This is a genomic window from Chryseobacterium sp. HNCC26DJ239, assembly GCF_057180445.1.
The window spans coordinates 482,773-507,423 of the sequence record NZ_JBXUGJ010000003.1 but is presented as its reverse complement, the minus strand read 5'-3'; the positions used below and the strand labels follow the sequence as shown (position 1 = coordinate 507,423).

General features: G+C 35.5%; 20 protein-coding genes. 11 read left to right on the top strand and 9 right to left on the bottom strand.

The window, feature by feature from the left end:
• Positions 1 to 285: 285 nt before the first annotated feature.
• From AC2A1D_RS08965 to AC2A1D_RS08935, 7 genes are all read left to right on the top strand, one after another.
• Positions 286 to 1,473, top strand: coding sequence for a homogentisate 1,2-dioxygenase (locus tag AC2A1D_RS08965; protein WP_484043290.1), 1,188 nt, complete (start codon positions 286 to 288; stop codon positions 1,471 to 1,473).
• Between the two features lie 319 nt (positions 1,474 to 1,792).
• Complete coding sequence (locus AC2A1D_RS08960) at positions 1,793 to 3,067, top strand: acetyl-CoA hydrolase/transferase family protein (RefSeq protein WP_484043289.1); 1,275 nt, start codon at positions 1,793 to 1,795, stop codon at positions 3,065 to 3,067.
• A 196-nt stretch (positions 3,068 to 3,263) separates the two neighbouring features.
• Positions 3,264 to 4,394 carry a 4-hydroxyphenylpyruvate dioxygenase gene (gene hppD / locus AC2A1D_RS08955; RefSeq protein ID WP_484043288.1) on the top strand — a complete coding sequence of 377 codons (1,131 nt, stop codon included), beginning with the start codon at positions 3,264 to 3,266 and terminating at the stop codon, positions 4,392 to 4,394.
• A gap of 146 nt (positions 4,395 to 4,540) precedes the next feature.
• A complete protein-coding gene (locus AC2A1D_RS08950) occupies positions 4,541 to 5,008 on the top strand; it encodes a hypothetical protein (protein WP_484043287.1) in 468 nt (155 codons plus the stop codon).
• A gap of 163 nt (positions 5,009 to 5,171) precedes the next feature.
• Entirely contained in the window at positions 5,172 to 6,419 is a 1,248-nt protein-coding gene (gene fahA / locus AC2A1D_RS08945) for a fumarylacetoacetase (protein ID WP_484043286.1), read from the top strand.
• A gap of 93 nt (positions 6,420 to 6,512) precedes the next feature.
• Positions 6,513 to 6,920 (top strand): GxxExxY protein, encoded by a 408-nt coding sequence (locus AC2A1D_RS08940; RefSeq protein ID WP_484043285.1) that lies wholly within the window; start codon positions 6,513 to 6,515, stop codon positions 6,918 to 6,920.
• Positions 6,921 to 6,981: 61 nt separating this feature from the next.
• Positions 6,982 to 7,803, top strand: coding sequence for a flavin reductase family protein (locus tag AC2A1D_RS08935; protein ID WP_484043284.1), 822 nt, complete (start codon positions 6,982 to 6,984; stop codon positions 7,801 to 7,803).
• A 212-nt stretch (positions 7,804 to 8,015) separates the two neighbouring features.
• On the opposite strand, the gene AC2A1D_RS08930 is transcribed toward AC2A1D_RS08935, so the two are convergent.
• The 4 genes from AC2A1D_RS08930 to AC2A1D_RS08915 form a co-directional block, all read right to left on the bottom strand.
• Positions 8,016 to 8,909 (bottom strand): ADP-ribosylglycohydrolase family protein, encoded by an 894-nt coding sequence (locus AC2A1D_RS08930; protein ID WP_484043283.1) that lies wholly within the window; start codon positions 8,907 to 8,909, stop codon positions 8,016 to 8,018.
• Positions 8,910 to 9,111: 202 nt separating this feature from the next.
• On the bottom strand, positions 9,112 to 10,557 hold the full coding sequence (locus AC2A1D_RS08925; RefSeq protein ID WP_484043282.1) for an aminoacyl-histidine dipeptidase: 1,446 nt from the start codon (positions 10,555 to 10,557) through the stop codon (positions 9,112 to 9,114).
• 84 nt (positions 10,558 to 10,641) lie between these two features.
• Complete coding sequence (locus AC2A1D_RS08920) at positions 10,642 to 11,130, bottom strand: hypothetical protein (RefSeq protein WP_484043281.1); 489 nt, start codon at positions 11,128 to 11,130, stop codon at positions 10,642 to 10,644.
• Positions 11,131 to 11,198: 68 nt separating this feature from the next.
• A complete protein-coding gene (locus AC2A1D_RS08915) occupies positions 11,199 to 11,804 on the bottom strand; it encodes an LURP-one-related/scramblase family protein (RefSeq protein ID WP_484043280.1) in 606 nt (201 codons plus the stop codon).
• 197 nt (positions 11,805 to 12,001) lie between these two features.
• Between AC2A1D_RS08915 and recR the strand changes: the two genes are divergently transcribed.
• Positions 12,002 to 12,613: a recombination mediator RecR gene (gene recR / locus AC2A1D_RS08910; RefSeq protein WP_484043279.1), complete on the top strand. Its 612-nt coding sequence runs from the start codon at positions 12,002 to 12,004 to the stop codon at positions 12,611 to 12,613.
• A 6-nt stretch (positions 12,614 to 12,619) separates the two neighbouring features.
• Positions 12,620 to 13,453, top strand: coding sequence for a glycosyltransferase family 2 protein (locus AC2A1D_RS08905; RefSeq protein ID WP_484043278.1), 834 nt, complete (start codon positions 12,620 to 12,622; stop codon positions 13,451 to 13,453).
• Between the two features lie 280 nt (positions 13,454 to 13,733).
• Here AC2A1D_RS08905 and secG read toward each other — a convergent pair whose 3' ends face one another.
• The 3 genes from secG to AC2A1D_RS08890 all read right to left on the bottom strand — a co-directional run bounded on the left by secG (position 13,734) and on the right by AC2A1D_RS08890 (position 17,611).
• Positions 13,734 to 14,081, bottom strand: a complete 348-nt coding sequence (gene secG / locus AC2A1D_RS08900) for a preprotein translocase subunit SecG (RefSeq protein ID WP_484043277.1) — start codon at positions 14,079 to 14,081, stop codon at positions 13,734 to 13,736.
• A 123-nt stretch (positions 14,082 to 14,204) separates the two neighbouring features.
• The gene (locus AC2A1D_RS08895; protein WP_484043276.1) at positions 14,205 to 16,250 is read right to left on the bottom strand and encodes a M16 family metallopeptidase; all 2,046 of its coding nucleotides are present in this window, start codon (positions 16,248 to 16,250) and stop codon (positions 14,205 to 14,207) included.
• Between the two features lie 47 nt (positions 16,251 to 16,297).
• Entirely contained in the window at positions 16,298 to 17,611 is a 1,314-nt protein-coding gene (locus AC2A1D_RS08890) for a M16 family metallopeptidase (protein WP_484043275.1), read from the bottom strand.
• Positions 17,612 to 18,050: 439 nt separating this feature from the next.
• Here AC2A1D_RS08890 and AC2A1D_RS08885 point away from each other — a divergent pair, with 439 nt between their 5' ends.
• Positions 18,051 to 20,384 carry an ATP-dependent helicase gene (locus tag AC2A1D_RS08885; protein WP_484043274.1) on the top strand — a complete coding sequence of 778 codons (2,334 nt, stop codon included), beginning with the start codon at positions 18,051 to 18,053 and terminating at the stop codon, positions 20,382 to 20,384.
• Between the two features lie 190 nt (positions 20,385 to 20,574).
• Positions 20,575 to 21,396, top strand: a complete 822-nt coding sequence (locus tag AC2A1D_RS08880) for an alpha/beta hydrolase (RefSeq protein ID WP_484043273.1) — start codon at positions 20,575 to 20,577, stop codon at positions 21,394 to 21,396.
• A gap of 106 nt (positions 21,397 to 21,502) precedes the next feature.
• On the opposite strand, the gene AC2A1D_RS08875 is transcribed toward AC2A1D_RS08880, so the two are convergent.
• Both AC2A1D_RS08875 and AC2A1D_RS08870 read right to left on the bottom strand, forming a co-directional pair.
• On the bottom strand, positions 21,503 to 23,344 hold the full coding sequence (locus tag AC2A1D_RS08875) for a carbon starvation CstA family protein (protein ID WP_484043272.1): 1,842 nt from the start codon (positions 23,342 to 23,344) through the stop codon (positions 21,503 to 21,505).
• Between the two features lie 193 nt (positions 23,345 to 23,537).
• Positions 23,538 to 24,626, bottom strand: a complete 1,089-nt coding sequence (locus AC2A1D_RS08870; protein WP_484043271.1) for a serine hydrolase domain-containing protein — start codon at positions 24,624 to 24,626, stop codon at positions 23,538 to 23,540.
• Positions 24,627 to 24,651: the final 25 nt, after the last annotated feature.

Genomic DNA, 24,651 nt, shown 5'->3' with positions numbered 1-24,651 from the left:
AAAATTGTTAGACAAAACTAACAATTATTTTTAAAACAGAAAAACTCTTTTTTTTAATAACCACAAAAGTCACAAAAGCTTTATTTGTATATAAAGTTTTAAAACTTTGAAAACAGGAGTTCAAAAAAGCTCTATGTAAAAATTTCCTATAATTATTTGACCTTTCAACAATATTCTATAAACTTAATCTTAGGCATACAACTATTGTGACTTTTGTGGTTGAAAAATCTTTCCATCAAATTCATTAAAAAATATTAAATTTGGGAATCAACATATAAAAGTAAAATGAGATATCATCTTGCCGGGAATATCCCACAAAAAAGGCACACAATTTTCAAATCTCCTGAAGACAATTTCTATTACGAGCAATTATTCGGAACGGAAGGTTTTCACGGGATTTCTTCGTTATTATACCACATTCATCGTCCTACTCAGATTAAATCAATCGGAAATGCAGTAGACGTTACGCCTAAAATTGCTGTGGCAAAAAACGTAACGCCAAGAATGTTTAAAGGTATGAATGTAACGCCTGAAAACGATTTTTTAGCAAGCCGTAAGTTTCTTTTGGTGAACAATGACCTGAAAATGGGACTTTCGAAGCCGAAACATTCTATGGATTATTTCTATAAAAATGCACACTGCGACGAACTTCTATTTATACATAATGGTTCTGGGATTTTAAAAACGTTTGTTGGGAATTTAGAATTTACGGTAGGTGATTATTTGATTATTCCAAGAGGGACAATTTATCAAGTTGAATTGCATTCAGAAGATACGGTGTTCTTTATTTTGGAAAGTCATTCGCCAATTTACACTCCAAAAAGATACAGAAACGAGTTCGGGCAGCTTCTTGAGCACTCTCCTTTCTGCGAAAGAGACATCGTGGCGCCAACTTTTGTAGAGCCAAAAGACGAAAAAGGAGAATTTTTGATTAAAGTAAAAAAAGAAAACATTATTACCGATTTTATCTACGCAACACATCCTTTTGACGTTGTAGGTTGGGACGGTTATTTCTATCCTTATAAATTTAATATTAAAAACTTCGAGCCGATTACCGGAAGAATTCATCAACCGCCACCGGTTCACCAGAATTTTGAGGGACACAACTATGTAGTTTGCTCTTTCTGCGCGAGAATGTACGATTATCATCCAGAAGCAATTCCGGCTCCTTACAACCACTCTAACATCGATTCTGACGAAGTTTTATTCTATACGGAAGGTGATTTTATGAGTAGAAACCACATCGATTTAATGGATTTCACGCTTCACCCAGGAGGAATTGTTCACGGACCACATCCAGGAGCGATGGAAAGAAGCATTGGTAAAAAATTCACTGAAGAATATGCGGTAATGGTTGATCCTTTCAGACCACTTCAAATTACTGAAGAAGCGATGAAGGTTGAAGACCCTTCTTACCTTACTTCTTGGCTAGACAGCGAAGATCATAGTAAAGAAGACCGTTCACAAGAATAAAAAAACAATAAATAATTGATTAATAACTTTAGCAAGTTATTACATAAAAAAGGAGGAATGCCGCAACGCTATCCTCCTTTTTTTTATCACTTTTCTATACCTGACAAATGTTAGTCTGCAAGATTCAAATTATCATTTTCAAACATATTAAAAAAGGGTAACATTTCGTAAATTTGTGTGAAACCAAAAGCATTTCTACAATGCTTTATTTGATAGAGATTAAAAATCTACTTGATATAAAATTTATATCTGCTATCTTTAAAAAAAAGATGACACCACTCTTCAATAAATATAAAAAAACAGCTTAAAATAAAACAGAATGTACGATTATATAACAGCCGAAGAAGCCGTTTATACAGTAAAAAGCGGAAACAGAGTATTCTTTCATGGGAGCGCATGTACCCCAGATTTTCTTATTGACGAACTTGCAAGACAATCACACCGTTTAGATAAGGTAGAAGTTGTATCTATTACCCAACAAGGTAGATTAGAAATTGCTAAACCTGAGTATAAAGATAAGTTCTTCATCAATTCGCTTTTTGTTTCCAGCCCCGTAAGAGACGCAGTAAATTCTGACAGAGGCGATTTCGTACCTGTTTTTTTAAGTGAAATACCAATACTTTTTAGGAAAAACATTTTACCGCTTGATGTAGCCATCATTACAGTTTCCCCTCCAGACAAACACGGTTTTTGTACTTTGGGAACTTCAGTAGATGTTGCAAGAGCAGCGGTAGATACGGCAAAAACTATTGTTGCTATCGTAAATCCTTTAATGCCGAGAACACATGGAGATGGGATGATTCATATTAGCAGAATCCATAAAGCTGTTTGGCATGAATCTGAACTTCCAACCGTAGATTATGGAGCAAAAGTAGGTCCTGAAGAAATGTTGGTAGGAAAAAATGTTGCTGAGCTAATTGATGATCGTTCTACGCTTCAAATGGGCATTGGAACAATTCCCGATGCGGTTCTTAAATGTTTAGGAAATCACAAAGACTTAGGAATTCACACCGAAATGTTGAGTGATGGCGTTATTGATTTAATTCAAAATGATGTAATCAACAACAAATACAAAGGTTATAACAACAATAAAACGATTACAAGTTTCTGCTTCGGAACCCGAAAATTATACGATTATGTAGATGACAACACTGTTTTTTCTTTTGATGATGTAAGTACGGTAAATTTCCCCATCAACATTATGCAAAATAAAAAAATGGTCGCTATAAATTCTGCCATCGAAATCGATTTAACAGGACAAGTGTGTGCAGATTCCATCGGAACGTTACAATACAGCGGCATTGGCGGACAAATGGATTTTATGCGTGGCGCAGCTTTAAGTGAAGACGGAAAACCCATCATCGCAATTACTTCTCGTACCAAAAAAGGAGTTTCCAGAATTGTTCCTTTTCTAAAACAAGGAGCCGGAGTTGTAACCACAAGAGGGCACATTCATTGGGTGGTAACCGAATACGGAAGCGTTTATTTATACGGAAAAAACCTTAGACAACGAGCTCAAGAATTAATCAGCATTGCACATCCCGACGACAGAGAAATGTTGGAGAGAGCAGCTTTTGAGAGGTTTAAACATTAAAAAAAATGCTGATTTTAATACCTTTTTATTTTTAGAAAAAGTAAAATTAAAACAGCTCTTTTACGTATCATTTTCGTGCTCATAAAAAGTTCAGTTATTTTATTAAAACTTTAACTAACAGTTGTTTGTTTGCGTTTTAACATTATCTCAGAAATTTGTATTTTGCGAGCTATTAATAAAAGTAAAATAAAGAAATATGTCAACACTTACATTTGCCGAAAAAATCGCTCAGGCAGAGAATTTTTTACCGATTAACGGTACAGATTATATCGAGTTTTATGTAGGAAACGCTAAGCAAGCGGCTCATTATTATAAGACAGCATTCGGTTTTCAGTCGGTTGCGTACGCAGGTCCTGAAACGGGTGTTAGAGACCGTGCATCGTACGTTTTGCAACAAGGAAAAATCAGATTGGTTTTAACAACTGGTTTAAAGTCTGACTCTCCTATCAACGAGCATGTAAAAAAACACGGTGATGGTGTTAAAATCTTGGCACTTTGGGTAGACGATGCGTATTCAGCTTTCGAAGAAACTACTAAAAGAGGAGGTAAACCATATCTTGAGCCGGTAACTTTAACGGATGAGTTCGGTGAAGTAAGAATGTCTGGTATTTACACATACGGTGAGACTATTCACATGTTTGTTGAAAGAAAAAATTACAACGGACCTTTCATGCCTGGTTACGAAAAATGGGAAAGCGACTATAACCCTGAAGATGCAGGTTTATTGTATGTAGACCACTGCGTTGGAAATGTAGATTGGGACAGAATGATTCCTACTGTTGAGTGGTACGAAAAAGTAATGGGCTTTGTAAACATCCTATCTTTCGACGATAAGCAAATTAATACAGAATATTCTGCGTTGATGTCTAAAGTAATGTCAAACGGAAACGGATATGCAAAATTCCCTATTAACGAACCGGCAGAAGGAAAGAAAAAATCTCAAGTTGAAGAATATCTAGATTTCTACGAAGGTGAAGGAGTACAGCACATTGCAGTAGCTACAAAAGATATTATCCACACAGTTTCTGAATTGAAAAAACGTGGTGTAGAATTCCTTTCTGCTCCACCAGAAGCTTACTACGACATGGTTCCTGAAAGAGTGGGCCACATCGATGAAGATTTGAAAAAACTTCAAGAACTAGGAATTCTTATCGATCACGATGAAGAAGGATACCTATTACAAATCTTTACAAAACCAGTAGAAGACCGTCCTACTTTATTCTTCGAAATTATCGAAAGACACGGAGCGCAAAGCTTCGGAGCTGGAAACTTCAAGGCTTTATTTGAAGCTTTGGAAAGAGAGCAAGAAAGAAGAGGAAATCTTTAATTTTAAAATAAAATACAGTTTTGTCAGGATTTTTTGTCCTGACAAAACTTTTTATTGAATAGGCTTATTTTTACTTCAAGAAGAGCTTTGGCTTGATTTTTAAAGTAATTTTAGAATAATATTCAAACCCAATTAAACACAGAATTATGGTCAAAATTTTCAGCGGAATTCTGCTTATCGGAGCAAGTTTTTTTGCCAATGCACAGTATGGAAGCATTAATGCGATTCTCACCAAGCTTGAAGAAAGAAAAGGCATCAACCAAAATCTTAGCGATGTAAACATTGATGACAAAAAATTTGTCCTCATTAAAGATTCAAAAGACCATACAGAAAGAGATTTCATTATCATTAAAGGTAATAAAGCTACCTATGTAGAAATTTTTGACGATAAAACCTCTGGCGAAAGTACTTCCAACGTTTTTACCGGCGATATTGTAAGAAGCAGAAAAAACATCATTTCGCTAAGAGCAGACATGCTTGAAAATAAAAAAGTGCCTATTCCTGTAACCAAAACTCTTTTGCTTACAAAACTTGATGATATTTTATACCTCATCGATGTAAACAGCAAAGACCGCTGGATTGATGAAGCTTCTTTTACTAAAACTAAAAAATAATTGGCTTCTGGCTTTTAGCAATTAGCTTAAAAATTCATCTAAAAAAATTAAATTTAAACACAAATTACACGAGTATTTTTCACTATTTAGCACAAATAATTTGTGGGATTCGTGAATTCATTTGTGTATTCGTGTTAAAAAATCAATTAAACAATTTAAACTTATGAAATCATTCGTAGAATACTCATCAAATTCAGATTTTTCTATCCATAATATTCCGTTTGGTGTAGCGGTTTTCAATAAAGAATACATCGGATGTTGTACCAGAATTGGCGACCAAGTAATCGATTTGGCTACGTTATACGATTTAGGGTATTTCGAAGAAATCGAAGGTCTTGAAGACAATATTTTTGAAGCCTACACGCTTAACGAATTTATTGAACTGGGAAAACCAGTAACCAATGCGGTTCGTCTTAAAATTCAGGAGCTTTTACAAGAAGGTTCTACCCTTTCTAAAGACGAAAAAACGATTGAAAATGCCTTCTACGATTTAGACCAGGTAAAAATGATTATGCCTGTTCATATCCCGAATTACACAGATTTCTACAGCAGCATCGAGCACGCAACAAATGTGGGCAAAATGTTTAGAGACCCTGCAAATGCATTACTTCCAAACTGGAAACATTTACCAGTAGGATACCACGGAAGAGCTTCCTCTATCGTAGTTTCTGGAACTGAAATAAACCGTCCAAAAGGACAAATGAAACCTGCAGATGCAGACAAACCAGTTTTCGGACCTTGTAAACAGTTGGATTTCGAATTAGAAATGGCTTTCATCTTAAACAGAAATACAGAAATGGGAGAATCTATTTCTACAAAAGAAGCAGAAGACGCTATTTTCGGAATGGTGGTGTTCAACGATTGGTCGGCTAGAGATATTCAGTCTTGGGAATATGTTCCGCTTGGACCATTCTTGGCTAAAAACTTCGGTTCATCAATTTCACCATGGGTTGTTACTTTAGAAGCTTTAGAACCATTCAGAACGGCTTCTCCTGTTCAAGAACCAGAAGTTTTAGAGTATCTAAAATTTGAAGGGGATAAAAACTACGACATCAATCTTGAAGTATATTTACAGCCAGAAAACGGTGAAGAAAACCTTATTTCAGAAAGCAATTATAAATTCATGTACTGGAATATGACTCAGCAATTGGCGCATCACACTGTAAACGGTTGCAACGTAGAAGTTGGCGACATGTACGCAAGCGGAACAATCTCTGGAAGCGACCCAAAATCTTTCGGTTCTATGCTTGAACTTACTTGGAGAGGACAAAACCCAATTCAATTAAGCAACGGCGAAGAAAGAAAATTCATCAACGACAATGATACCGTAACCATGAAAGCTTGGGCTGAAAAAGATGGCGTAAGAGTAGGTTTCGGTGAGGTTTCTGGTAAAATTATTCCTACGAAATAATATTAACCGCAAAAGTCACAAAAGTTTTTCTTACTTATAAAAGATTGGTGATTTCGTGATAAAGTTCACAAAACATCAAAAAACGCAACACAAATGATAACACAGTCTTATTTAACAGATTTAACCTATAAAATTAATGGAGCTTGCATTGAAGTTCACAAAATTTTAGGTGCAGGTTTGCTTGAAAGTGTTTATCATAAGTGTTTGGAAGAAGAACTCAGATTGAGAAATATTAAATTTCAATCTAAATTAAAAGTTCCTGTTTTTTACAAAGGAAAAGAAATTAATTGTGACTTTTTTTGTGATTTTTTAATTGAAGACCAAATTGTACTTGAATTGAAATCAGTAATTTCTTTAAACGAAATTCACAGAGCTCAAATTCTAAACTATATTAACTTAATGCAGAAACCCAAAGGTATTTTAATCAATTTTAATGTAAAAAACTTATACCATCAAGGACAAGAAACTTTTGTAAACAAATATTACGATTTACTTTTTTGAGCTTTATACAGTTAATTTTTTACTTAAATCTTTTGTGACTTTTGTGGTTTAAAATCAAAAAATGAAAACACTCATTCCATCAGAAATAACGCCCGTACAATTACAGACTGTAATGCAGACTGCCGTTTCGCCGCGCCCGATTGCCTTAGCTTCTACGGTTGATAAAGACGGGAATTGCAACCTTTCGCCGTTCAGTTTTTTTAATATGTTTAGTACGGTTCCTCCGATTTTAATTTTTTCGCCATCGCGAAGAGTGAGAGATAATACTACAAAACATACGTTAGAAAACGTTTTAGAAGTACCTGAAGTGGTGATTGGAACAGTAAATTTTCCCATTGTACAGCAAATTTCTTTAGCGTCGACTGAATATGGTGATGGCGTAAACGAATTCGTAAAATCTGGATTAACAATGAAAGATGCCGATTTGGTTCAGCCTAAATTAATTGAAGAATGCCCTGTAAATTTTGAGTGTAAAGTTTTAGAGGTAAAATCTTTGGGAGACCAAGGTGGAGCTGGAAATTTGGTGATTTGTGAAGTTCAGAAAATCCATATTCGTGAAGAATATCTAGATGAAAACGGAAATCTAGACCAAGCAAAACTAGATATGGTTGCAAGATTGGGAAGCAATTGGTACGCAAGAAATAATGAAAACAACCTTTTCGAAGTTCCAAAACCTTTGGTAACGAAAGGAATTGGTTTCGACCTTTTACCAGACGAGATTAAACTCAGCAAAGTTTTCACAGGAAACGATTTGGGTATGTTGGCAAATGTAGAAATTTTACCTTCCGGAGAATATCACGCAGATGAAAACACTCATCAAAACGCTCAGAAATTACTTTTAGAAAGTAAAATCGAAGAAGCCTGGAACGTTTTGATAAAATAACACCATAAAAAACTCCCGAAGATTTTTCTTTGGGAGTTTTTGTTATTCAAAATCTATTTTAGAAGGAGATTGCCGGTTTGAGAAAAACGAAACAATCTCAATATTTTCTTCATGTATTCGATAATAAATCTATGTTCAAACGAACTATTTAAGCTTTATGAATATTCTTGTGCTCTCATTTTGGATTTAAACTTTTCGATTTTGTACGCCGTTCAGCCAGCTATTATTTTTTCTATTTTTTTATACCCGTTTGTTTCTTTAAGCTTATCAACCAAGCCTAAAGGTATATTTTTAAAGCCAAGTATTGTTCCCATAATTTGTCCTGCAATTGAAGCATTTGTGTCTGTGTCGCCACCGCAATTTATGATTTCATTTATTACATTTTCAAATCCTAACTCGTTAAGTTTTGTAGCACTGAATATTGCGAAGGGAATTGAGTTTACTACATAGCCATTAGTTCCTAGTTCTGCAAATTCTTTAATAGTTCTAACCGTATAGTCGTTTCTAAATTCTAAAAGTCTATCTCTTAGATTAGTATCGGGCAATTCTGCAATGACTTCGTCCAAAATTTCATTCCATTTTACAATTTCAGTTTGTACTATTTGTCTAAGAATTAAGTAAATAGTTAAAGCACCTACATAAGCCTCATCATTGTTGTGTGTTATTTTTGAAAAGTTATAAATATTTTCTCGAGTATAATTATCAAAAAAAGCAAATGGTGCTATTCTCATAGCAGAGCCATTTCCTGCACCAAATTCACCTCTTCTTCCCGATTGCGTCCAATGAAAACCATTACTTAAGTCCTGTAAAGCTTTTAGAGTGCTTGCTCCAACTCCAACAATCTCATTTCGCTTAAAATATTCAACAAATTTCTGCGAAAGGAATTCAGGAGTAACAAACTTTTCTTGCAAAGCTTCACAGGTAGCTAAATTTAAAATTGTATCGTCGGTAATTTTCCATTCGTGATTTGTTTCGGGTTTCTTTCCAAGATAATAAGTGGCAGTGTTATTTTCAGCGTTTATATTTTCATAGCTACTTCCCCATGCATCTCCAATTGCACCTCCTATAATACAACCTTTATATTTTTCAAATAATTCTATGGTCATCGTTTAGTTATTTTAAATATTAAGAGAGATTCTAGATTAGCGTACAACAGAAAAGGTATTCATGAAGATTTAGATAGTCAATAGTTTCATCTAGCTCTTCAAAAAATTTGGTTTTAGGCCATTTCTCACAATGTAGGAATTCTCCAAAACAAAAACTCCAAAATCAAACGACTTTGGAGTTTTAAATGTATTAAATAATCTTTTACTTTAAAGGAATATTCGCTAAAATATCTTTCGTAAAATCCCAGAATTTCTGAGCCGAAGGAATATTTGCTTTTTCGTCTGGAGAGTGCGCTCCACGAATCGTTGGTCCGAAACTTACCATTTCCATTTCTGGATAATTGGCTCCTATAATTCCACATTCTAAACCGGCGTGACACGCTACAACGTGAGGTTTTGCGCCAAATTTTTCAGTGTAGATTTTTTCCATCAACTGAACGATTTCAGAACCTGGCTTTGGTTTCCAACCTGGATAAGAACCACTGAAGACAACTTCCATTCCTGCCAATTCTGCTACAGATTTTAGCTGTTCTGCAACAGAATATTTTGAAGAATCTACTGATGACCTAGAAAGGTTTAAAATTTTTAAACCACCGTCTTTCAATTCAACTCTCGCGACGTTGTTAGAAGATTCAACCAAATCTGCAACATCCGGACTCATTCTGTAAACTCCGTTATGAAGTGATTTCAACGCTAAAATAATTTTCTTTGAATCTGCCTCAGAAATCGCCTTTTCGTGTGAAGTTGAGTTTTCAATATTAATTTGAAGCGCAGGTTCTACACTTGCAAACTCTTCTAAAATATCTTTTCTTAAACCTCCCGTTAATTCCTGGATAAATTCTTGAGCATTTCTTACCGAAATAACCGCAACCGCTTCTCTCGGAATAGCATTTCTTAAACTTCCTCCATCAACAGAAATTAAACGGATATTTTCTTTCTCTACACCTTTGTACAAAAGTCTTCCCAAAATGATATTGGCATTTCCAAAACCTTTGTGAATATCCATCCCAGAATGGCCGCCTTGCAAACCTTTCACCTCCAATCTCACTACTTGACCAGAAAGGTCTGAAACTTCGTAGTTTTGGTTAATCGTAACATCAATTCCTCCTGCGCAACCAATATCGATTTCATCGTCTTCTTCCGTATCCAGGTTCAGTAAAATTTGTCCGGTTAACTGTCCTGGTTTTAAACCTATCGCACCTGTCATTCCGGTTTCCTCATCAATAGTAAAAAGAGCTTCCAAATCTGGATGCGGAATATCTGAACTTTCAAGCACCGACATGATGGTAGCAACACCTAAACCATTATCTGCACCCAAAGTTGTACCTTTTGCTTTTACCCAATCTCCATCAATTTCCATTTTAATTCCTTCGGTTTCAAAATCGAAATGTACATCGTTATTTTTTTGGCAAACCATATCCAAATGCGACTGCATTACGATAGATTTACGGTTTTCCATTCCTGGAGTTGCTGGTTTTTTGATAATTACGTTTCCTACTTCATCTACAGTAGTTTCCAGCCCTAGATTTTCGCCAAATTCTTTAATAAAAGCGATTACTTTTTCTTCTTTTTTAGAAGGTCTTGGAACTGCATTTAATTTGGAAAAATTCTTCCAAATAATCTGCGGTTCTATGTTGGATAATTCCATAAAATTTATTTTTCTCAAAATTACGGATAAAAAAAATGCTCCCGAAATTCAGGAGCAGGATTTTTTATTGCTTATTACTTTTATCTAACATCCGCACTCACCATAAATCGGGATTACCGTTTTGGTGCCGTCTGGTTTTTCGATGGTTAAAATTCCGTCAAAAAGAAGAGCTTCTTCGGCTTTTAGTTTTTTACCTTTTACAGAAATTTTATAATCTTCGTTTTCAATTTCTTTGGTTAAAACTTCATCCACTTCCATATCGCTAGACGAAAGTAATTTTAAAGCCAGTCTTTTACCATCAATTTTCATGTAGGCTAAAGTTCCTGCATTGTCGGCATAGATGTATTTTTCGTTTTCGAAATCTTCTTTGTTGCGGGCAAAATAGCAAGAGCATTCTTTAATTTCGCTCGGAAAAGGAAAAGTTTCTACCAAAATCTCTTCATTCAGCTTTTCTACCGCAGAATCTTTCTTCTGAACCATCGTGCTATCTTCATTTTTCTCTGTAGAATTGGTTGTTTCTTTTTTACAGGCAGTAAGTAAAATTGCTGCTGCAAAAACTAAAATATACTTCATTAAAAATTATTTATAAAATTTACTTTAAATGATAAGCTAAAAGCCATAAGCCAACTGCCAAAAGCTATTTATCCTCTCGCTCTTTCCAGCAAAATCATCATTAATAAAGATAAAATTACTAAACTCTCGTCTTCATCATCAATATCAATTATTCTATCCAATTGAAATCTTCTTCCGAAGAATGAAGGCATTTTTCTTAGCCTGAAATATGCTTTTCCATCCATTCCTTTTACCGTGTATGAAGGATTAAGAAAATATCCTGTAAAAATTCCGATAATCGGGATTTCACTTACCATTCCATCGAAAAACTTCACCCATGCATTATCTTCTGTAACGGTAAATTTTTGCTGGTCATTTTGGTCTAAAACATTGTATGTAGCTTTCAAAAAAGAACGCATTCCTTTTCTGGCAAGTCTACCATAGTTTTTTCCCGTTGCAATTTCGTTGATGGAGTAAGAGGCATTAAAATCTATCCACTGATTGGCTCTGATTCTGAAAAGTTCTTTTGTTTTGCTCTCATTATTGAATACCACTACGTCTTCTTTTAGTTTAAACATTTTCTGACGAACGTAGGCAACGTAGTTTCCGTTTTTGTCTGTGATGTTGAAATCACTTGCAAGTGTAGAGAGTTTAAATTTAAAATCCAGTGGATAATTCAGGTTGTTAAGTGCCATATTTTTTTTCTGTTTAATATTTTGAATCTCAAAGATAGAGTTTTTTGCTAAAGAGAAACCACAGAAACGAAGTTTAAAGGTTTAAGATTAACTTATGTTTGCATTTTAAAATCATTTACAAACAATCAGCTTTACTGTAAATCTTTTCGAAAAAGAATTTGCTATTATTTTCTCTTTGAAAGTCTTATTTTTGTGTGATGGATTATCCTAGTAAAGTTTTAGCAAAAGCCGTTGAAGAAATTTCCGGACTTCCCGGAATTGGTAAAAAAACAGCTTTGCGCCTTGCATTGCACCTTCTGAGACAGCCCAATTCCCGAGCAACAGGTTTGGGAAATGCAATCATTAATCTGGTAAACGAAATTAAATACTGTAAAGAATGCCACAACTTCTCAGATTATGATGTGTGTGAAATTTGCAGCAGCGCAAAAAGAAACAGTGATGTTATTTGTATCGTAGAAGACGTTCGCGACGTTATTGCTATCGAAAACACCGGAAAATATACTGGGAAGTACCTTATTTTAGGCGGAAAAATTTCTCCAATGGAAGGAATCGGGCCTCATCATCTGAACATTCCAAGTATTGAAAGAAAGGTGAAAGAAGGCAGCGTTTCTGAATTTATTTTCGCTTTAAGCGCAACTATGGAAGGTGATACAACGGCGTATTATATTTATAAAAAATTTAAAAATTCTCCTGTTAAATTTTCTAGTATCGCAAGAGGAATTTCTGTAGGAGACGAACTTGAATATGCCGACGAAATTTCCTTAGGCAGGTCCATCATCAACCGTTTACCTTACAACGAAAAAGACTAAAAACCCGTGAAATTATCTGTTATCATCGTTAATTACAACGTTACCAAATTGCTTCGAAATTGCCTTCATTCAATCGAAAAGTATCTTCCGTCGATTCATTACGAAGTAATTGTTGCAGATAATCGCTCTACCGACGAGAGTTGGAAAGTTCTTATTGAAGAATTTCCTAAGGTAAAATTTTTAGCATTAGAAGAAAATTTTGGCTTTGCAAAAGCCAATAATCTTGCGGTAAAAAATGCGTTGGGAGAATATATTTTAATTCTAAATCCCGATACCGAAATTGAATCTAATGATATTAAAACTCTTCTAGATTTTGCCGATTCTAAAGAAAATTTCGGTTGTCTTGGCGTAAGAATGCACGATGCCAACGGAAACTTTCTTCCTGAAAGTAAAAGATCGGTTCCGGATATGTTTAATTCGTTTGAAAAACTGTTTACTGGGTTCAAAAAAAACAATTCAAAATCTTATTATCGCAATGATATAGGTGAGTTTGATATTGCCGAAGTAGAAGTAATAACCGGAGCATTTTTCCTGTGTAAAAAAGCAGTCTATGAAAAAGTGGGCGGTTTAGACGAAAAATATTTCATGTACGGCGAAGATGTGGACCTTTGCTACACTCTTCTACAAAACGGATTTCAAAACTATTATTATGGAGAAATTTCAATACTTCATCACAAAGGTGAAAGCACGATAAAAGACGAGGTTTATTTGGAAAGATTTTACGGTGCGATGCAAATTTTCATCGATAAATATTATAAAACGCAAAAACCAATTCAGTATTCTTTTTTGAAAGCAGGTTTGCAATTGAGGCACAAAATTGAATTGATTAAACTAAAATAATTGTAGAGTTTAATTTAATTGTCTCTTCACCAAAAAGTATAGAATTACTTTTTTAAACGCGAATTGTATTTCATAGATAAGTTTACGCCATTGTTTATCTTAAAAGAACCATTAAATTGAAATTCAATAATTTCTTTTTTTGATAGGACTTTGTCCTATCCTATACTAAATCGTCCCTTTGGGACTCTTTTCTTCAAAGACAATAATTAATTTAATGATATAACACAAAAAAGCAACCTCTTTTGAAGTTGCTTTACTATTTTTATCCAAATCTGTCTGATTACTTTGCTGGAGCAACTGGTGTAGTTGCAGGAGCTGAAGTTTGATTAGCAGGAGCAGATTGTGATGCTGGAGCTTCTTTCTGTGTAGGAAGAGCAGGTACTTTAGCAGAAGGTTTACCGGTAATAACAACGCTTACTAAGATAAGAACGATGATTACTCCGCCAAGAGTCCAAGTTGCTTTTTCCATAAAATCATTAGTTCTCTGTACACCAAACTGAGCAGAAGATGCCCCTCCGAATGTACTTGAAAGGCCTCCTCCTTTAGGATTTTGAGCCATAACAACGATTACCAGTAACGCACTGGCGATCATAATAAGAACCATTAACAAGTAAAATATAGTATCCATTAATTTTGATATCTTTTTGAATGGGCAAATTTAATCTTTTTTTGTAGAACAACAAAATAAAGAACAACGATAAATAAAAAAACGGCAACAAATGTTGCCGTTTAAGGTTAATTATGTTAATTATTATTTGAAATCTTCATCTTTAGCCTGGTTAATGTCGATAGATTTTACGTCCATCGTCATTTCCATACCCATTTGGTTAACAGTAATTGTATAAGGCATTTTCACCCCTGCAACTTCTTTATAATTTGAGAATGTTGTAGGAATTGTAAATTCTTGTCCATTTGCTTTTACAGTTTTTGTTTCTCCCGTTTTAAGACCTGTTTTTACACTGTAATAGTATGTAGTATCTTTACCTTTCAAAGCATAAGAATCTTCACCTCCAACTTTTTCGATACCTCCAACTTTAAGATCACTGTTTTTAGCAAACCCTAGCTCTTCGAAAAGCTCTGCATTTTTCATTCTGCTTGCTACTTCTTCAGCTTTCATCTCTGCTTTTTGCCCCATTTGCTCAGAGTATCCTTTTTTACCATCGAAAACTTGCTTTTGTAAAGTTTGCCCCATTCCGGTTACCAATACCAACTCTTTTCCGCCTTGCGCTTTTACCGTTTTAAAATCGATATTTTGTCCTTGCATAGACATTGTAGCATTCACAGTGTAAGAGTTTATCTTAGCTAAATTTGCTTTTCCACCAATTGCAGCAATATATTTATCTGCAATAGAAGCTACGCTTACATTGGCATCAACTTTTTGAGTTGTAGGTTTTGCTACAGGATTTGCGTTGCTATCATAATATTTTACAGGATAACCTAGTTTTTCTAAACCTTCAGAAATGTCCGCCGCTTTCCCTGCAATAAAAATTCTGCTTTGGTTAGGGAAAATTGTAGATTTTACTGCGTTAGAAACATCCGCTGTTGTTACTTTATCAATAGATTTTAGATAATTGGTATAAAAATCATCCGGAAGATCTTGTACTTTTTGATTTAAGGCAAATCTTGCAATCGTTGCAGGCTGCTCTAAAGACATAATGAAACTTCCTTTCAGTTTTGCTTTTGCATTATCAAGCTCTTCTGGTTTAATGGTAGAAATACCATTAAGCTCGTTCATAAATTCTTTTACTGCTTTATCAGTAACCTCGTTTCTTACGCTTGCATCAGCAGAAAATTCAGGAGAATACTTGCTTGCTGTTAAGCTAGAATAAGCTCCGTAAGTGAAACCATTCTTCTCACGAAGATTCATGAAAAGTCTTGCTTCACCACCACCACCAAGAATATAGTTTGCGATAGTTGCAGGGAAATAATTAGCATCTTTCATCTTTAAAGTATGAAGATTCCCCACAGAAACTACAGACTGAACCGCAGATGGTACATCTACCACGTTAATTTCTGTAGTGGCAACGTTTGCGGCAGGTTCAAGAGCGGCAAATTTAGTATTCGCTTTCTTCCAGTTACCGAAAGATTTCTCTACCATCGACTTTACTTTGTCGAATTTCACATCTCCTACAATTACAAGATATGCATTGTCTGGAGCGTAATATTTTTTGTAAATATTTTGTACATCTGCCAACTGAATTTTGTTGATGCTTTCTACCGTTTCAAACTCTCCTCTTGACGTGTTTTTTCCGTATGTTAAAGCATTTGATACTTTTGAAGCGATTGCAGAAGCGTTTTTCTCAGAACTTTTCAAATCTTCAAGCGTTCTTTCTTTTGAAGTTTGTACTTCTTTAGCATCAAATTTAGGGTTGATGATTGCATCAGACATCAAAGCCAAAACTTCTGGGAAGTATTTAGACAAAGAGTTTGATGAAGCTCCTGCAGAAGAGAAGTTAAGGTTTGCTCCTAAGAAATCTACTTTTTTGTTGAATTCTTCTTTGCTTAAAGTAGTGGTTCCGTTACCCAATTGATCAGCCATGATGTCGCTTACTCCGGCGATATTTCCTTCATAATAAGGAGGTCTATCCATGGAAAGGCTCATGTTTACTCTTGGCAACTTATTGTTTTCAACCACCATTACGGTAAGACCGTTTTTCAGTTGGAAAGTTTTAGGCTTTGCAATATTAATGGCAGGAGTTGGTCCTGGTTTTGGCATTGCATTAAGATCAATTTTCTGTGCAGAAATCATTCCTGAAAATAAAAATGCTGCTGCTATATAAGTGAATTGTTTTTTCATTTGTAAAAATTTAAATGGTAATTAATCAACTTTTAAAAAGTCTCCGATTATTTTTTTTCAGGTACGTAGTTGATAATAACTCTTTGGTTAGAATTCAGGTATTTTTTTGCAGCATTCTGAATATCTTGTTTTGTGATGCCTCTGTAAATATCAATTTCTTTATTGATAAGGTTGGTGTTTCCGTTCAACACGTGGTATGTTGCCAAAGAAGAAGCAATCCCCTGAATGCTTGAATTCTGATTTACAAACTGGTTTTCAAACTGATTCTGAAGTTTTTTATAATCTTCATCAGAAATTAAAGTTGTTTGAAGTTTTTTAATCTCAGCATCGATGTCTGCCTGTAAAGTTGCTTTTGTAGTCTGCCCCATCGGAATTGCGAAGAATGCGAAAATACCGTAATCTTCAAGACCTTGGTTGAATGCAGAAACCTGAAGCGCTTTCTTCTCCTGGTCTACCAATTTTTTGTAAAGAACAGAAGATTTCCCGCTGCTTAAATATGTAGAAAGCATATCCAAAACATAGGCATCTTTATCTTTGTTTCCTGGTGTTCTGTACGCAAAAACGTAAGCTGGAAGCTGGATATTCGGGTCTGTAGCCGTTACTTCTCTTTCTTTTGTGATAGGCTCATCTTTCGGGAAATCTTTAGGATAAACCGTTCCTTTAGGAATGCTTCCATAGTACGTTTCGATCCATTTTTTAGTTTGATCTACCTTAATATCACCTGCAACTACCAATGTAGCGTTGTTTGGAACGTAATATTTCTTGTAGAACGCCTGGAATTCTTCCAATTTAGCAGCGTTCAAATCTTCCATAGAACCAATTGTTGGCCAGTTGTATGGGTGGTTTGTGAATAAGTTTTTCTGAACCGTAGTGAAAAGATTTCCGTAAGGTTGGTTATCCATTCTCAATCTTTTCTCTTCTTTTACTACCTCTCTTTGTGTATCTACCCCAACTTGGTTGATGATCCCGTGACGCATTCTTTCAGCCTCCATCCAAAGACCCAATTGCTCGTTGTTTGATGGGAAAGTTTCGTAGTAATACGTTCTGTCATTTGTTGTATTGGCATTGTTTTGACCTCCGTTTGAAGATACAATCTTAAACCATTCTCCTCTTTTAATATTTGGAGTTCCTTCAAATAAAAGGTGCTCGAAAAAGTGAGCAAAACCTGTTCTTCCTTTTACCTCATCTTTAGCTCCAACGTGATACATTACCCCAGTTGTAACTACCGGTGCCGAATTATCTTGATGAAGAATCACGTGAAGACCATTTGGAAGGTCATACTCTTCAAATTTAATTTGCTGTGCATTCAGAGCCATTCCGAAGAACGCTGCAGCAGCAACAGAAAGAAGTTGTTTTTTCATAAAATAGAAATTGTTTGTCAATTGGTGGTAAATTTACTTTAAATGTTACACAACAGCGAAATTTTTACTCAAGAAAATTTTCACTGTCTTAATCTCCTCTTATTGTTAAACAAAATAATATTAAAATATTGGCTTAGAGATTCAAAAACTCAATCAAAACACCTCAAAACCTCCCTTCACTCTTGTGACCACCTTTCCCTATACCAAGAAACCGATTTACAAGGCTGAAACAATGTTTCCCGATAACAAAAAAGCTTCTCGCAGGGGTGCAACAAGCTTTCCCGAAAGCAGGAAAATACCTTTCAATCGTGAAACAGACTTTCCCGAAAACAGGAAAGAATTTCACAAGGCTTAAAGACATATTCAAGACTAGATTTAAATACCAATTTGAATTCTCCATATAATACCTTAATTTTGTGTTCCCAAAATTTTTAGCAGTATGGAGGATTATTTGAAAGGTCTGAATGAATCACAATTTGAAGCCGTTACCACTCTCGAAGGCCCATTAATGGTACTTGCAGGAGCAGGTTCCGGGAAAACGCGTGTACTTACCATGCGCATCGCCCACCTTATTACCAACGGAATAGACCCTTTCAACATTCTCGCATTAACCTTTACCAACAAGGCGGCAAAGGAAATGAAAGAACGTATTGCAAAAGTTGTGGGACAAAGCAATGCAAGAAGTCTTTGGATGGGAACTTTCCACTCGGTTTTTGCGAGAATTTTGAGAAGTGAGGCGCATTATTTAGGCTATCCTTCCAATTTCACGATTTACGACCAGCAAGACGCTCTGAATGTCATCAAAAAAGTGTTGAAAGACATGAATATTGATGCGGATTTGTATAAACCTAAGAAAGTTCAGGCAAGAATTTCGACCTACAAAAACAATCTGATTACCGTAAAAGCATACTACAATAACCCCGAATTGATGGAAGCCGACGAAAAGGCAAACATGAAACACATCGGGCAGATTTACCAAAAATATGTAGAGCAATGCTACAAAAACGGCTCTATGGATTTTGATGACCTTTTGTTGAAAACCAACGAACTTCTAACCAGATTTCCTGAAGTTTTAGCCAAATATCAAGACAGATTTAGATACATTTTGGTAGATGAGTACCAAGATACCAACCATTCTCAGTATTTAATTGTAAAAGCTTTAGCTTCAAAATTCGAGAATATTTGTGTGGTGGGAGACGATGCGCAGTCTATCTACTCTTTCCGTGGTGCGAATATTTACAACATTTTAAATTTCAAAAAAGATTACCCAGATGCCGTAACGGTTTCTTTGGAGCAGAACTACCGTTCCACCCAAAATATCGTAAATGCAGCCAATGTGGTGATTTCTAAAAACCTTCAACAGTTCAAGAAAAATGTTTTCAGTGAAAATGAAGAAGGCGAAAAAATAAAAATCTACCGTTCTCTTTCCGATGCCGATGAAGCCAATTTCGTTGCAGGAAATATCTGGGAACTTAGAAACCGTGAGCAAAGAAAATACAGCGATTTTGCCATTTTATACAGAACCAACTCACAAACCAGAGCTTTTGAAGACGCTTTGAGAAGGAAAAACATTCCGTATAAAGTGTATGGCGGCTTGTCTTTCTACCAAAGAAAAGAGGTGAAGGATTTAATCGGGTATCTACGACTTCTCGTGAACGAAAACGACTCTGAAGCATTAATGAGAATCATCAATTATCCCGCAAGAGGAATTGGTGAAACCACGCAAAACAAATTAATTGTTTTTGCTGACGCGCAAAATCTACCCGTTTCTAAAGTTTTAGATAACTTACCTATTTACGCACCGCATTTAGGCTTCAACAACGGAGTTTTAAACAAGTTGAACGATTTCTGGTCTATGATTAAAGCTTTCCAGGTTTTATTAAAGACCGAAACCGCTTATGACGTAGCCATGGAAGTTGCGAAGCGAAGTGGTTTAATTAAATTTTTAAAAGACGACCAAACTCCGGAAGGTATTTCTCGTGTAGAAAACGTGCAGGAATTGATGAACTCGATGCAAGGTTTCATCGAAGAGCAGCTTCAGTTGGAAGACGGGGACCCAAGTTTACCCAACTTCCTTGAAAACATCGCACTTTCTGCCGATACACAGAAAAAAGAAGATGATGAGGACGATATGGTTTCTTTAATGACCATTCACCTTTCCAAAGGTCTTGAATTTCCTGTGGTGCATTTGGTTGGTTTAGAAGAAAATCTTTTCCCTAGTTTCATGAGTTCGGCAACGCGTGAAGATTTGGAAGAAGAAAGACGATTGTTCTACGTTGCTTTAACAAGAGCCGAAAAACAGGCGTTTTTCTCGTATGCCGTTTCAAGATTTCAGTGGGGAAAAATTACAGACGCAGAACCTTCCCGATTCTTAAGCGAAATAGACGGTCAGTTTTTAGAATTCCTAAATCCTGCTTTAGAAAAGAGATTCATTAATAATTCAGGCGTAAAGTCTAATATTTTTGATGAACATCCTTCTGAAATGCGCAGCTTCAAAAAAGTGGAAAAGAAAACCATCGAAAGAAGCGACAATTCAAAACCAGTTGAAGCCAGAAAACTGAAACCTGTAGCCACAGCAAAAATCATTAATCCAAGCGGAGCTTCTTCGCAAGACATTGAAGTGGGCGATAAAGTACGACACGACCGTTTCGGAATTGGTGAAGTAGCATTTTTAGACGGAACCGACCCTCAAAACATCAAAGCTAAAGTAATCTTCCAACATGAAGGCGAAAAGAATTTGATTTTAAAATATGCTAAACTGACGAAGATTTAAATATTTTTCCACAGATTGATAAAGGTTCTTTACCACGAATACAGGAATATTATTTTTAACTAAAATACATATCTTTATGCATTCGTGGTGATTTCATGCACAACAATCCGTGAAAATCTGTGTAATCTGTGGAAAAATTAAAAACCTCCTATTTCAAATTTATATCTTTAGCCTTTTAAAATTCTCACTAATGAAAAAGCTATTGTTTGCGTTTGTTTTTAGTTTTATTTCTATCACACTATTTTCTCAGGAGTATTCCACTTTTTCAAACCTTCATTACTACGACGAAAAAACCAACAAATCTGATGTTTACATTAACGAAAGATGCGTTCTGGATATTTATGTTCCTAAAAATGTGAAAGATTTTGCCACCGTTATCTGGTTTCATGGAGGAGGAATTACGGGCGGAGAAAAATTTATCCCGGAAGAATTAAAAAACAAAGGAATTGCGGTTGTTGCCGTGAATTATAGACTTTCCCCAAAAGTAAAAGCTCCGAAATATATCGAAGATGCATCCGCTGCAACGGCTTGGGTTTTCAACAATATAAAAAAATACGGCGGAAGCGAGAAGAAAATTTTCATTAGCGGACATTCGGCTGGAGGATATTTGGCAATTATGGTAGGTTTAGATAAATCTTATTTAAATAAATATCAAATCGATGCAAATCTATTAGCTGGAATTATTCCGTTTAGTGGGCAAATGATTTCCCATTTTACCACCAGAAAAGAAAAAGGAATTGAAGAGCTCGACGCAAGAATTGATGAGATGGCTCCTTTACATTTTATCAGAAAAGATGCTCCACCGTTGCTTCTCATAACTGGCGACCGCGAAAAAGAATTGCTTGGAAGATACGAAGAAAACGCTTATATGTGGAGAATGATGAAGCTGAAAGGTCATCCCGATACAACTTTATACGAATTGGATGGTTTCGATCATGGCGGAATGGCAACGCCTGCTTTTCCGTTGTTATTAAACGAAATTAAAAGAGTGGAAAAACTTCAGAAGAAATAGGCTTTATTCTAAATTAATAGTTTTCGGCGCGGGCTTCGCCCGCGCCGAAAACTCACAAAAAAGAGGCTGGTAAAAACCAAACCTCTCATCATATAGTTTCAAAAAATTATCTGTCTACCAATTCTTTTACGGTTTCGCCATAAAAATCGGTTTCAGATGTATCGATTTTCAGAAGTTCGTACCACTTTCTGAATGCACCTATAAAAACAATAAGCATTAAAACCATTGCAATACATGCCAAACTTGCAAGTAAGTATTGCTCTTTTGGAATGTAGATTGTTGTAACCTGAATATATCCTGCCCAAAATGTAATAATCGCCATAAAAACTCCAGGAATGGCGGAACACAAAGCATATTTCCCTCGATTTAGTCTGATGAGCATCGTTGTGCAGACAATCAAACCACAAGCTGCAAGAAGCTGATTACTAATTCCGAAAAGTGGCCAAATACTACTTACATTCCCTGTATAAACCAGGTAACCCCATGCGAAAGTAAATAGAATACTGCTGATAATAATTCCCGGCAACCAATTTTTATCATTAAACTTCGGCATCACAGAACCTAGCATTTCCTGAAGAAAAAATCTACCCACTCTTGTTCCCGCATCTATTGCTGTTAAGATAAACACTGCTTCAAACATAATGGCGAAGTTGTACCAATACGCCATCAATTGATCCATGTAAGGAATTTTATTAAAAATATGAGCCATTCCGACTGCTAAGGAAACAGCACCACCAGTTCTCCCATGAAGATCGATTCCTATTTTCTGTGAGAAATAATCGATATCAACACCATGAAGAGCAGGATGAGCAGCTAAAAAAGCATCATAAGATTCTTTAGGTGTATTGATGGCAAAATAATCGCCGGGCATTAAAGTACAAGCCGCAATTAAAGCCATTAAAGCTACAAAACCTTCCACCAACATCGCTCCATATCCTACAAAAAGAATTTCTCTTTCTTTATTGAGCATTTTCGGAGTAGTTCCTGTTGCAATTACGGCATGAAAACCAGAAATAGCACCACAAGCAATCACAATAAAAATAAATGGTAAAACAGGACCTCCAATAATAGGACCTCCCCCACCAATAAACTGTGTAATTGCAGGCATTTGAACCGTTGGATGAATAGCTATTACACCGATAGCAAGCATTATGATAGTTCCAATTTTCAGATAAGTTGAAAGATAATCTCTAGGAACTAAAAGCAACCAAACCGGTAAAACAGAAGCTAAAAAGCCGTACAAAGGAATGGCAATAGAAATTGTTTTAATATCCCAACTGAAAAGGTTATTCATAAATTCGTTTTGCATCAGACTATGTCCGCCAATGATTCCAGCGATCAACAGAATTCCGCCTAAAATACTCGCAAAAGTCACAGAATTTTTTTTGTATCTCATAATCAAACCCATAATGACTGCAATTGGCATAGTAATAACAACTGTAAACAAAGACCAAGACGCTTCATGCATTGCATTAATACACGCCAAAGATAAACCTGCAAGAGTTAAAATTAAGATAAATAGGATGGCAAAACCGGCTACTGTACCGGTCATTTTCCCAATTTCTTTGGAAGCAATAGTCGCCAAACTCTGCCCTTTATGCCTTACCGAAGCAAACAAAACAACCATATCATGTACTCCACCCCCTAAAACGCAGCCAATTAAAATCCATAAAGCACCGGGAAGATATCCAAACTGTGCAGCTAAAACTGGTCCTACTAAAGGTCCTGCCGCTGCAATTGCTGCAAAATGATGCCCAAAAAGAACATTTTTATTCGTTGCAACATAATCTTTTCCATCGGCAAATTCTACAGCTGGAGTTGTGTTTTTATCATTCAGGCGAAGTAATTTATTCGCCATGAAAATTCCGTAAAAACGGTAAGCAATGGCAAAGATCAGAATTGATACAAATACCAGAGTTAACGCATTTATTCCATTTAGAAATTCCATACTCTTTTTGTTTTATTAAAATAAATTATTATTGTTTTGTTTAAATATTTTATTAATAAATTAAACATTACTCCAAGTTAGTTATTTTATACATAAAACAATTGGAATGTATATTAAATTAGCAAAATCATACACATCGCCACCTCAAACCATTGTTTCTAAAAGAAACTTTATTTAGAAACTATATTCACTTTTAGTTAATAATGGCATTAATTTTCTGCCAAAGCACGTCATCAAAGTCCGATAAAGCGAGGTTAACATTATCTGCAGCGTCTCCCATTCTAATAATTACAATTTTTTTGGACGGAACTACATAAATTTTTTGATCATTTTTTCCTAAAGCACAATACATTTCATCGGGCGCACTCGGAATTAATTTTCCGTTAAACTGAAGCTGAGTTTGAGGAAGATGATAACTTGTTTTTCCGTTTAACCACCACAAATATCCATACGCAAGATTAATATTTTGAGAAGTACTTACCGCCGACTGAAAATAATTTTGATTGATAATTTGATTTCCGTTCCAATTTCCATTATTCAAAGCAAGAAGTCCGAAACGAGCCATACTTCTGGTTGTGCTCCAATAGACGCTTAAATCTCCACTTTGCACCCAACTTCCAGACATTCCAATTTTATCACGCAATTTTACGTTGAAATATTGCGACCAAGATTGCCCAGTTGCAGCAGCCACAACATCTTGAAGCTTCACATACACGTTATGATACGCCCATCTTGTACCCGCATCTGCTTTATATTGAAGATTCGCTGGAGAAACATCATCACCCAAACTATCATCAAGACCAGAAGTCATGGTAAGTAGGTGTTTGCAAGTAATTAAATTTTCTTTTGCCAAAAGAGCGCTCGTCCAACCCGTTCCGAGATATTGCGAAACTTTATTATTTGTATTTAGAAAACCTTCCTGTTCTGCAATTCCTGTAACGGTTGAAGTAAGAGTTTTCCCCGCACTTGCCCAATACCAAGGCGTTGTAGAAGTATGACCGTTAAAATAGTACTCCATCACGATCTTTCCGTTTTGAAGAATTATAAAACTTTTGGAATGTTTTAATTCTAAATAACTCAAAAGATCCTGAACTTTATCTTGATGCCAATTTAAACTGGAAAGCGTTTTCGTTTCCCATGCATCAGAGTTACTTGGCGGAAAATACATGGCTTCTGCTACTGTGCTTTGATCTATCGAAGAATAATCAGAAGAATCATCAGAACTACAATTAAGAAGAAAAACACTTAGAAAAGAGAACAATAATAGAGTTTTGGTTTTCATATTTAGGTTTAGCTTTTATTAATGA

Coding starts and splice junctions, on each gene's coding strand:
- AC2A1D_RS08930 (WP_484043283.1), bottom strand. CDS start 8,909: ATGACCATAGAATTATTTGAAAAATATAAAGGTTGTATTATAGGAGGT.
- AC2A1D_RS08925 (WP_484043282.1), bottom strand. CDS start 10,557: ATGGAATTATCCAACATAGAACCGCAGATTATTTGGAAGAATTTTTCC.
- AC2A1D_RS08940 (WP_484043285.1), top strand. CDS start 6,513: ATGATAACACAGTCTTATTTAACAGATTTAACCTATAAAATTAATGGA.
- AC2A1D_RS08875 (WP_484043272.1), bottom strand. CDS start 23,344: ATGGAATTTCTAAATGGAATAAATGCGTTAACTCTGGTATTTGTATCA.
- AC2A1D_RS08870 (WP_484043271.1), bottom strand. CDS start 24,626: ATGAAAACCAAAACTCTATTATTGTTCTCTTTTCTAAGTGTTTTTCTT.
- AC2A1D_RS08885 (WP_484043274.1), top strand. CDS start 18,051: ATGGAGGATTATTTGAAAGGTCTGAATGAATCACAATTTGAAGCCGTT.
- hppD (WP_484043288.1), top strand. CDS start 3,264: ATGTCAACACTTACATTTGCCGAAAAAATCGCTCAGGCAGAGAATTTT.
- recR (WP_484043279.1), top strand. CDS start 12,002: ATGGATTATCCTAGTAAAGTTTTAGCAAAAGCCGTTGAAGAAATTTCC.
- secG (WP_484043277.1), bottom strand. CDS start 14,081: ATGGATACTATATTTTACTTGTTAATGGTTCTTATTATGATCGCCAGT.
- AC2A1D_RS08890 (WP_484043275.1), bottom strand. CDS start 17,611: ATGAAAAAACAACTTCTTTCTGTTGCTGCTGCAGCGTTCTTCGGAATG.
- AC2A1D_RS08920 (WP_484043281.1), bottom strand. CDS start 11,130: ATGAAGTATATTTTAGTTTTTGCAGCAGCAATTTTACTTACTGCCTGT.
- AC2A1D_RS08935 (WP_484043284.1), top strand. CDS start 6,982: ATGAAAACACTCATTCCATCAGAAATAACGCCCGTACAATTACAGACT.
- fahA (WP_484043286.1), top strand. CDS start 5,172: ATGAAATCATTCGTAGAATACTCATCAAATTCAGATTTTTCTATCCAT.
- AC2A1D_RS08960 (WP_484043289.1), top strand. CDS start 1,793: ATGTACGATTATATAACAGCCGAAGAAGCCGTTTATACAGTAAAAAGC.
- AC2A1D_RS08895 (WP_484043276.1), bottom strand. CDS start 16,250: ATGAAAAAACAATTCACTTATATAGCAGCAGCATTTTTATTTTCAGGA.
- AC2A1D_RS08880 (WP_484043273.1), top strand. CDS start 20,575: ATGAAAAAGCTATTGTTTGCGTTTGTTTTTAGTTTTATTTCTATCACA.
- AC2A1D_RS08965 (WP_484043290.1), top strand. CDS start 286: ATGAGATATCATCTTGCCGGGAATATCCCACAAAAAAGGCACACAATT.
- AC2A1D_RS08915 (WP_484043280.1), bottom strand. CDS start 11,804: ATGGCACTTAACAACCTGAATTATCCACTGGATTTTAAATTTAAACTC.
- AC2A1D_RS08950 (WP_484043287.1), top strand. CDS start 4,541: ATGGTCAAAATTTTCAGCGGAATTCTGCTTATCGGAGCAAGTTTTTTT.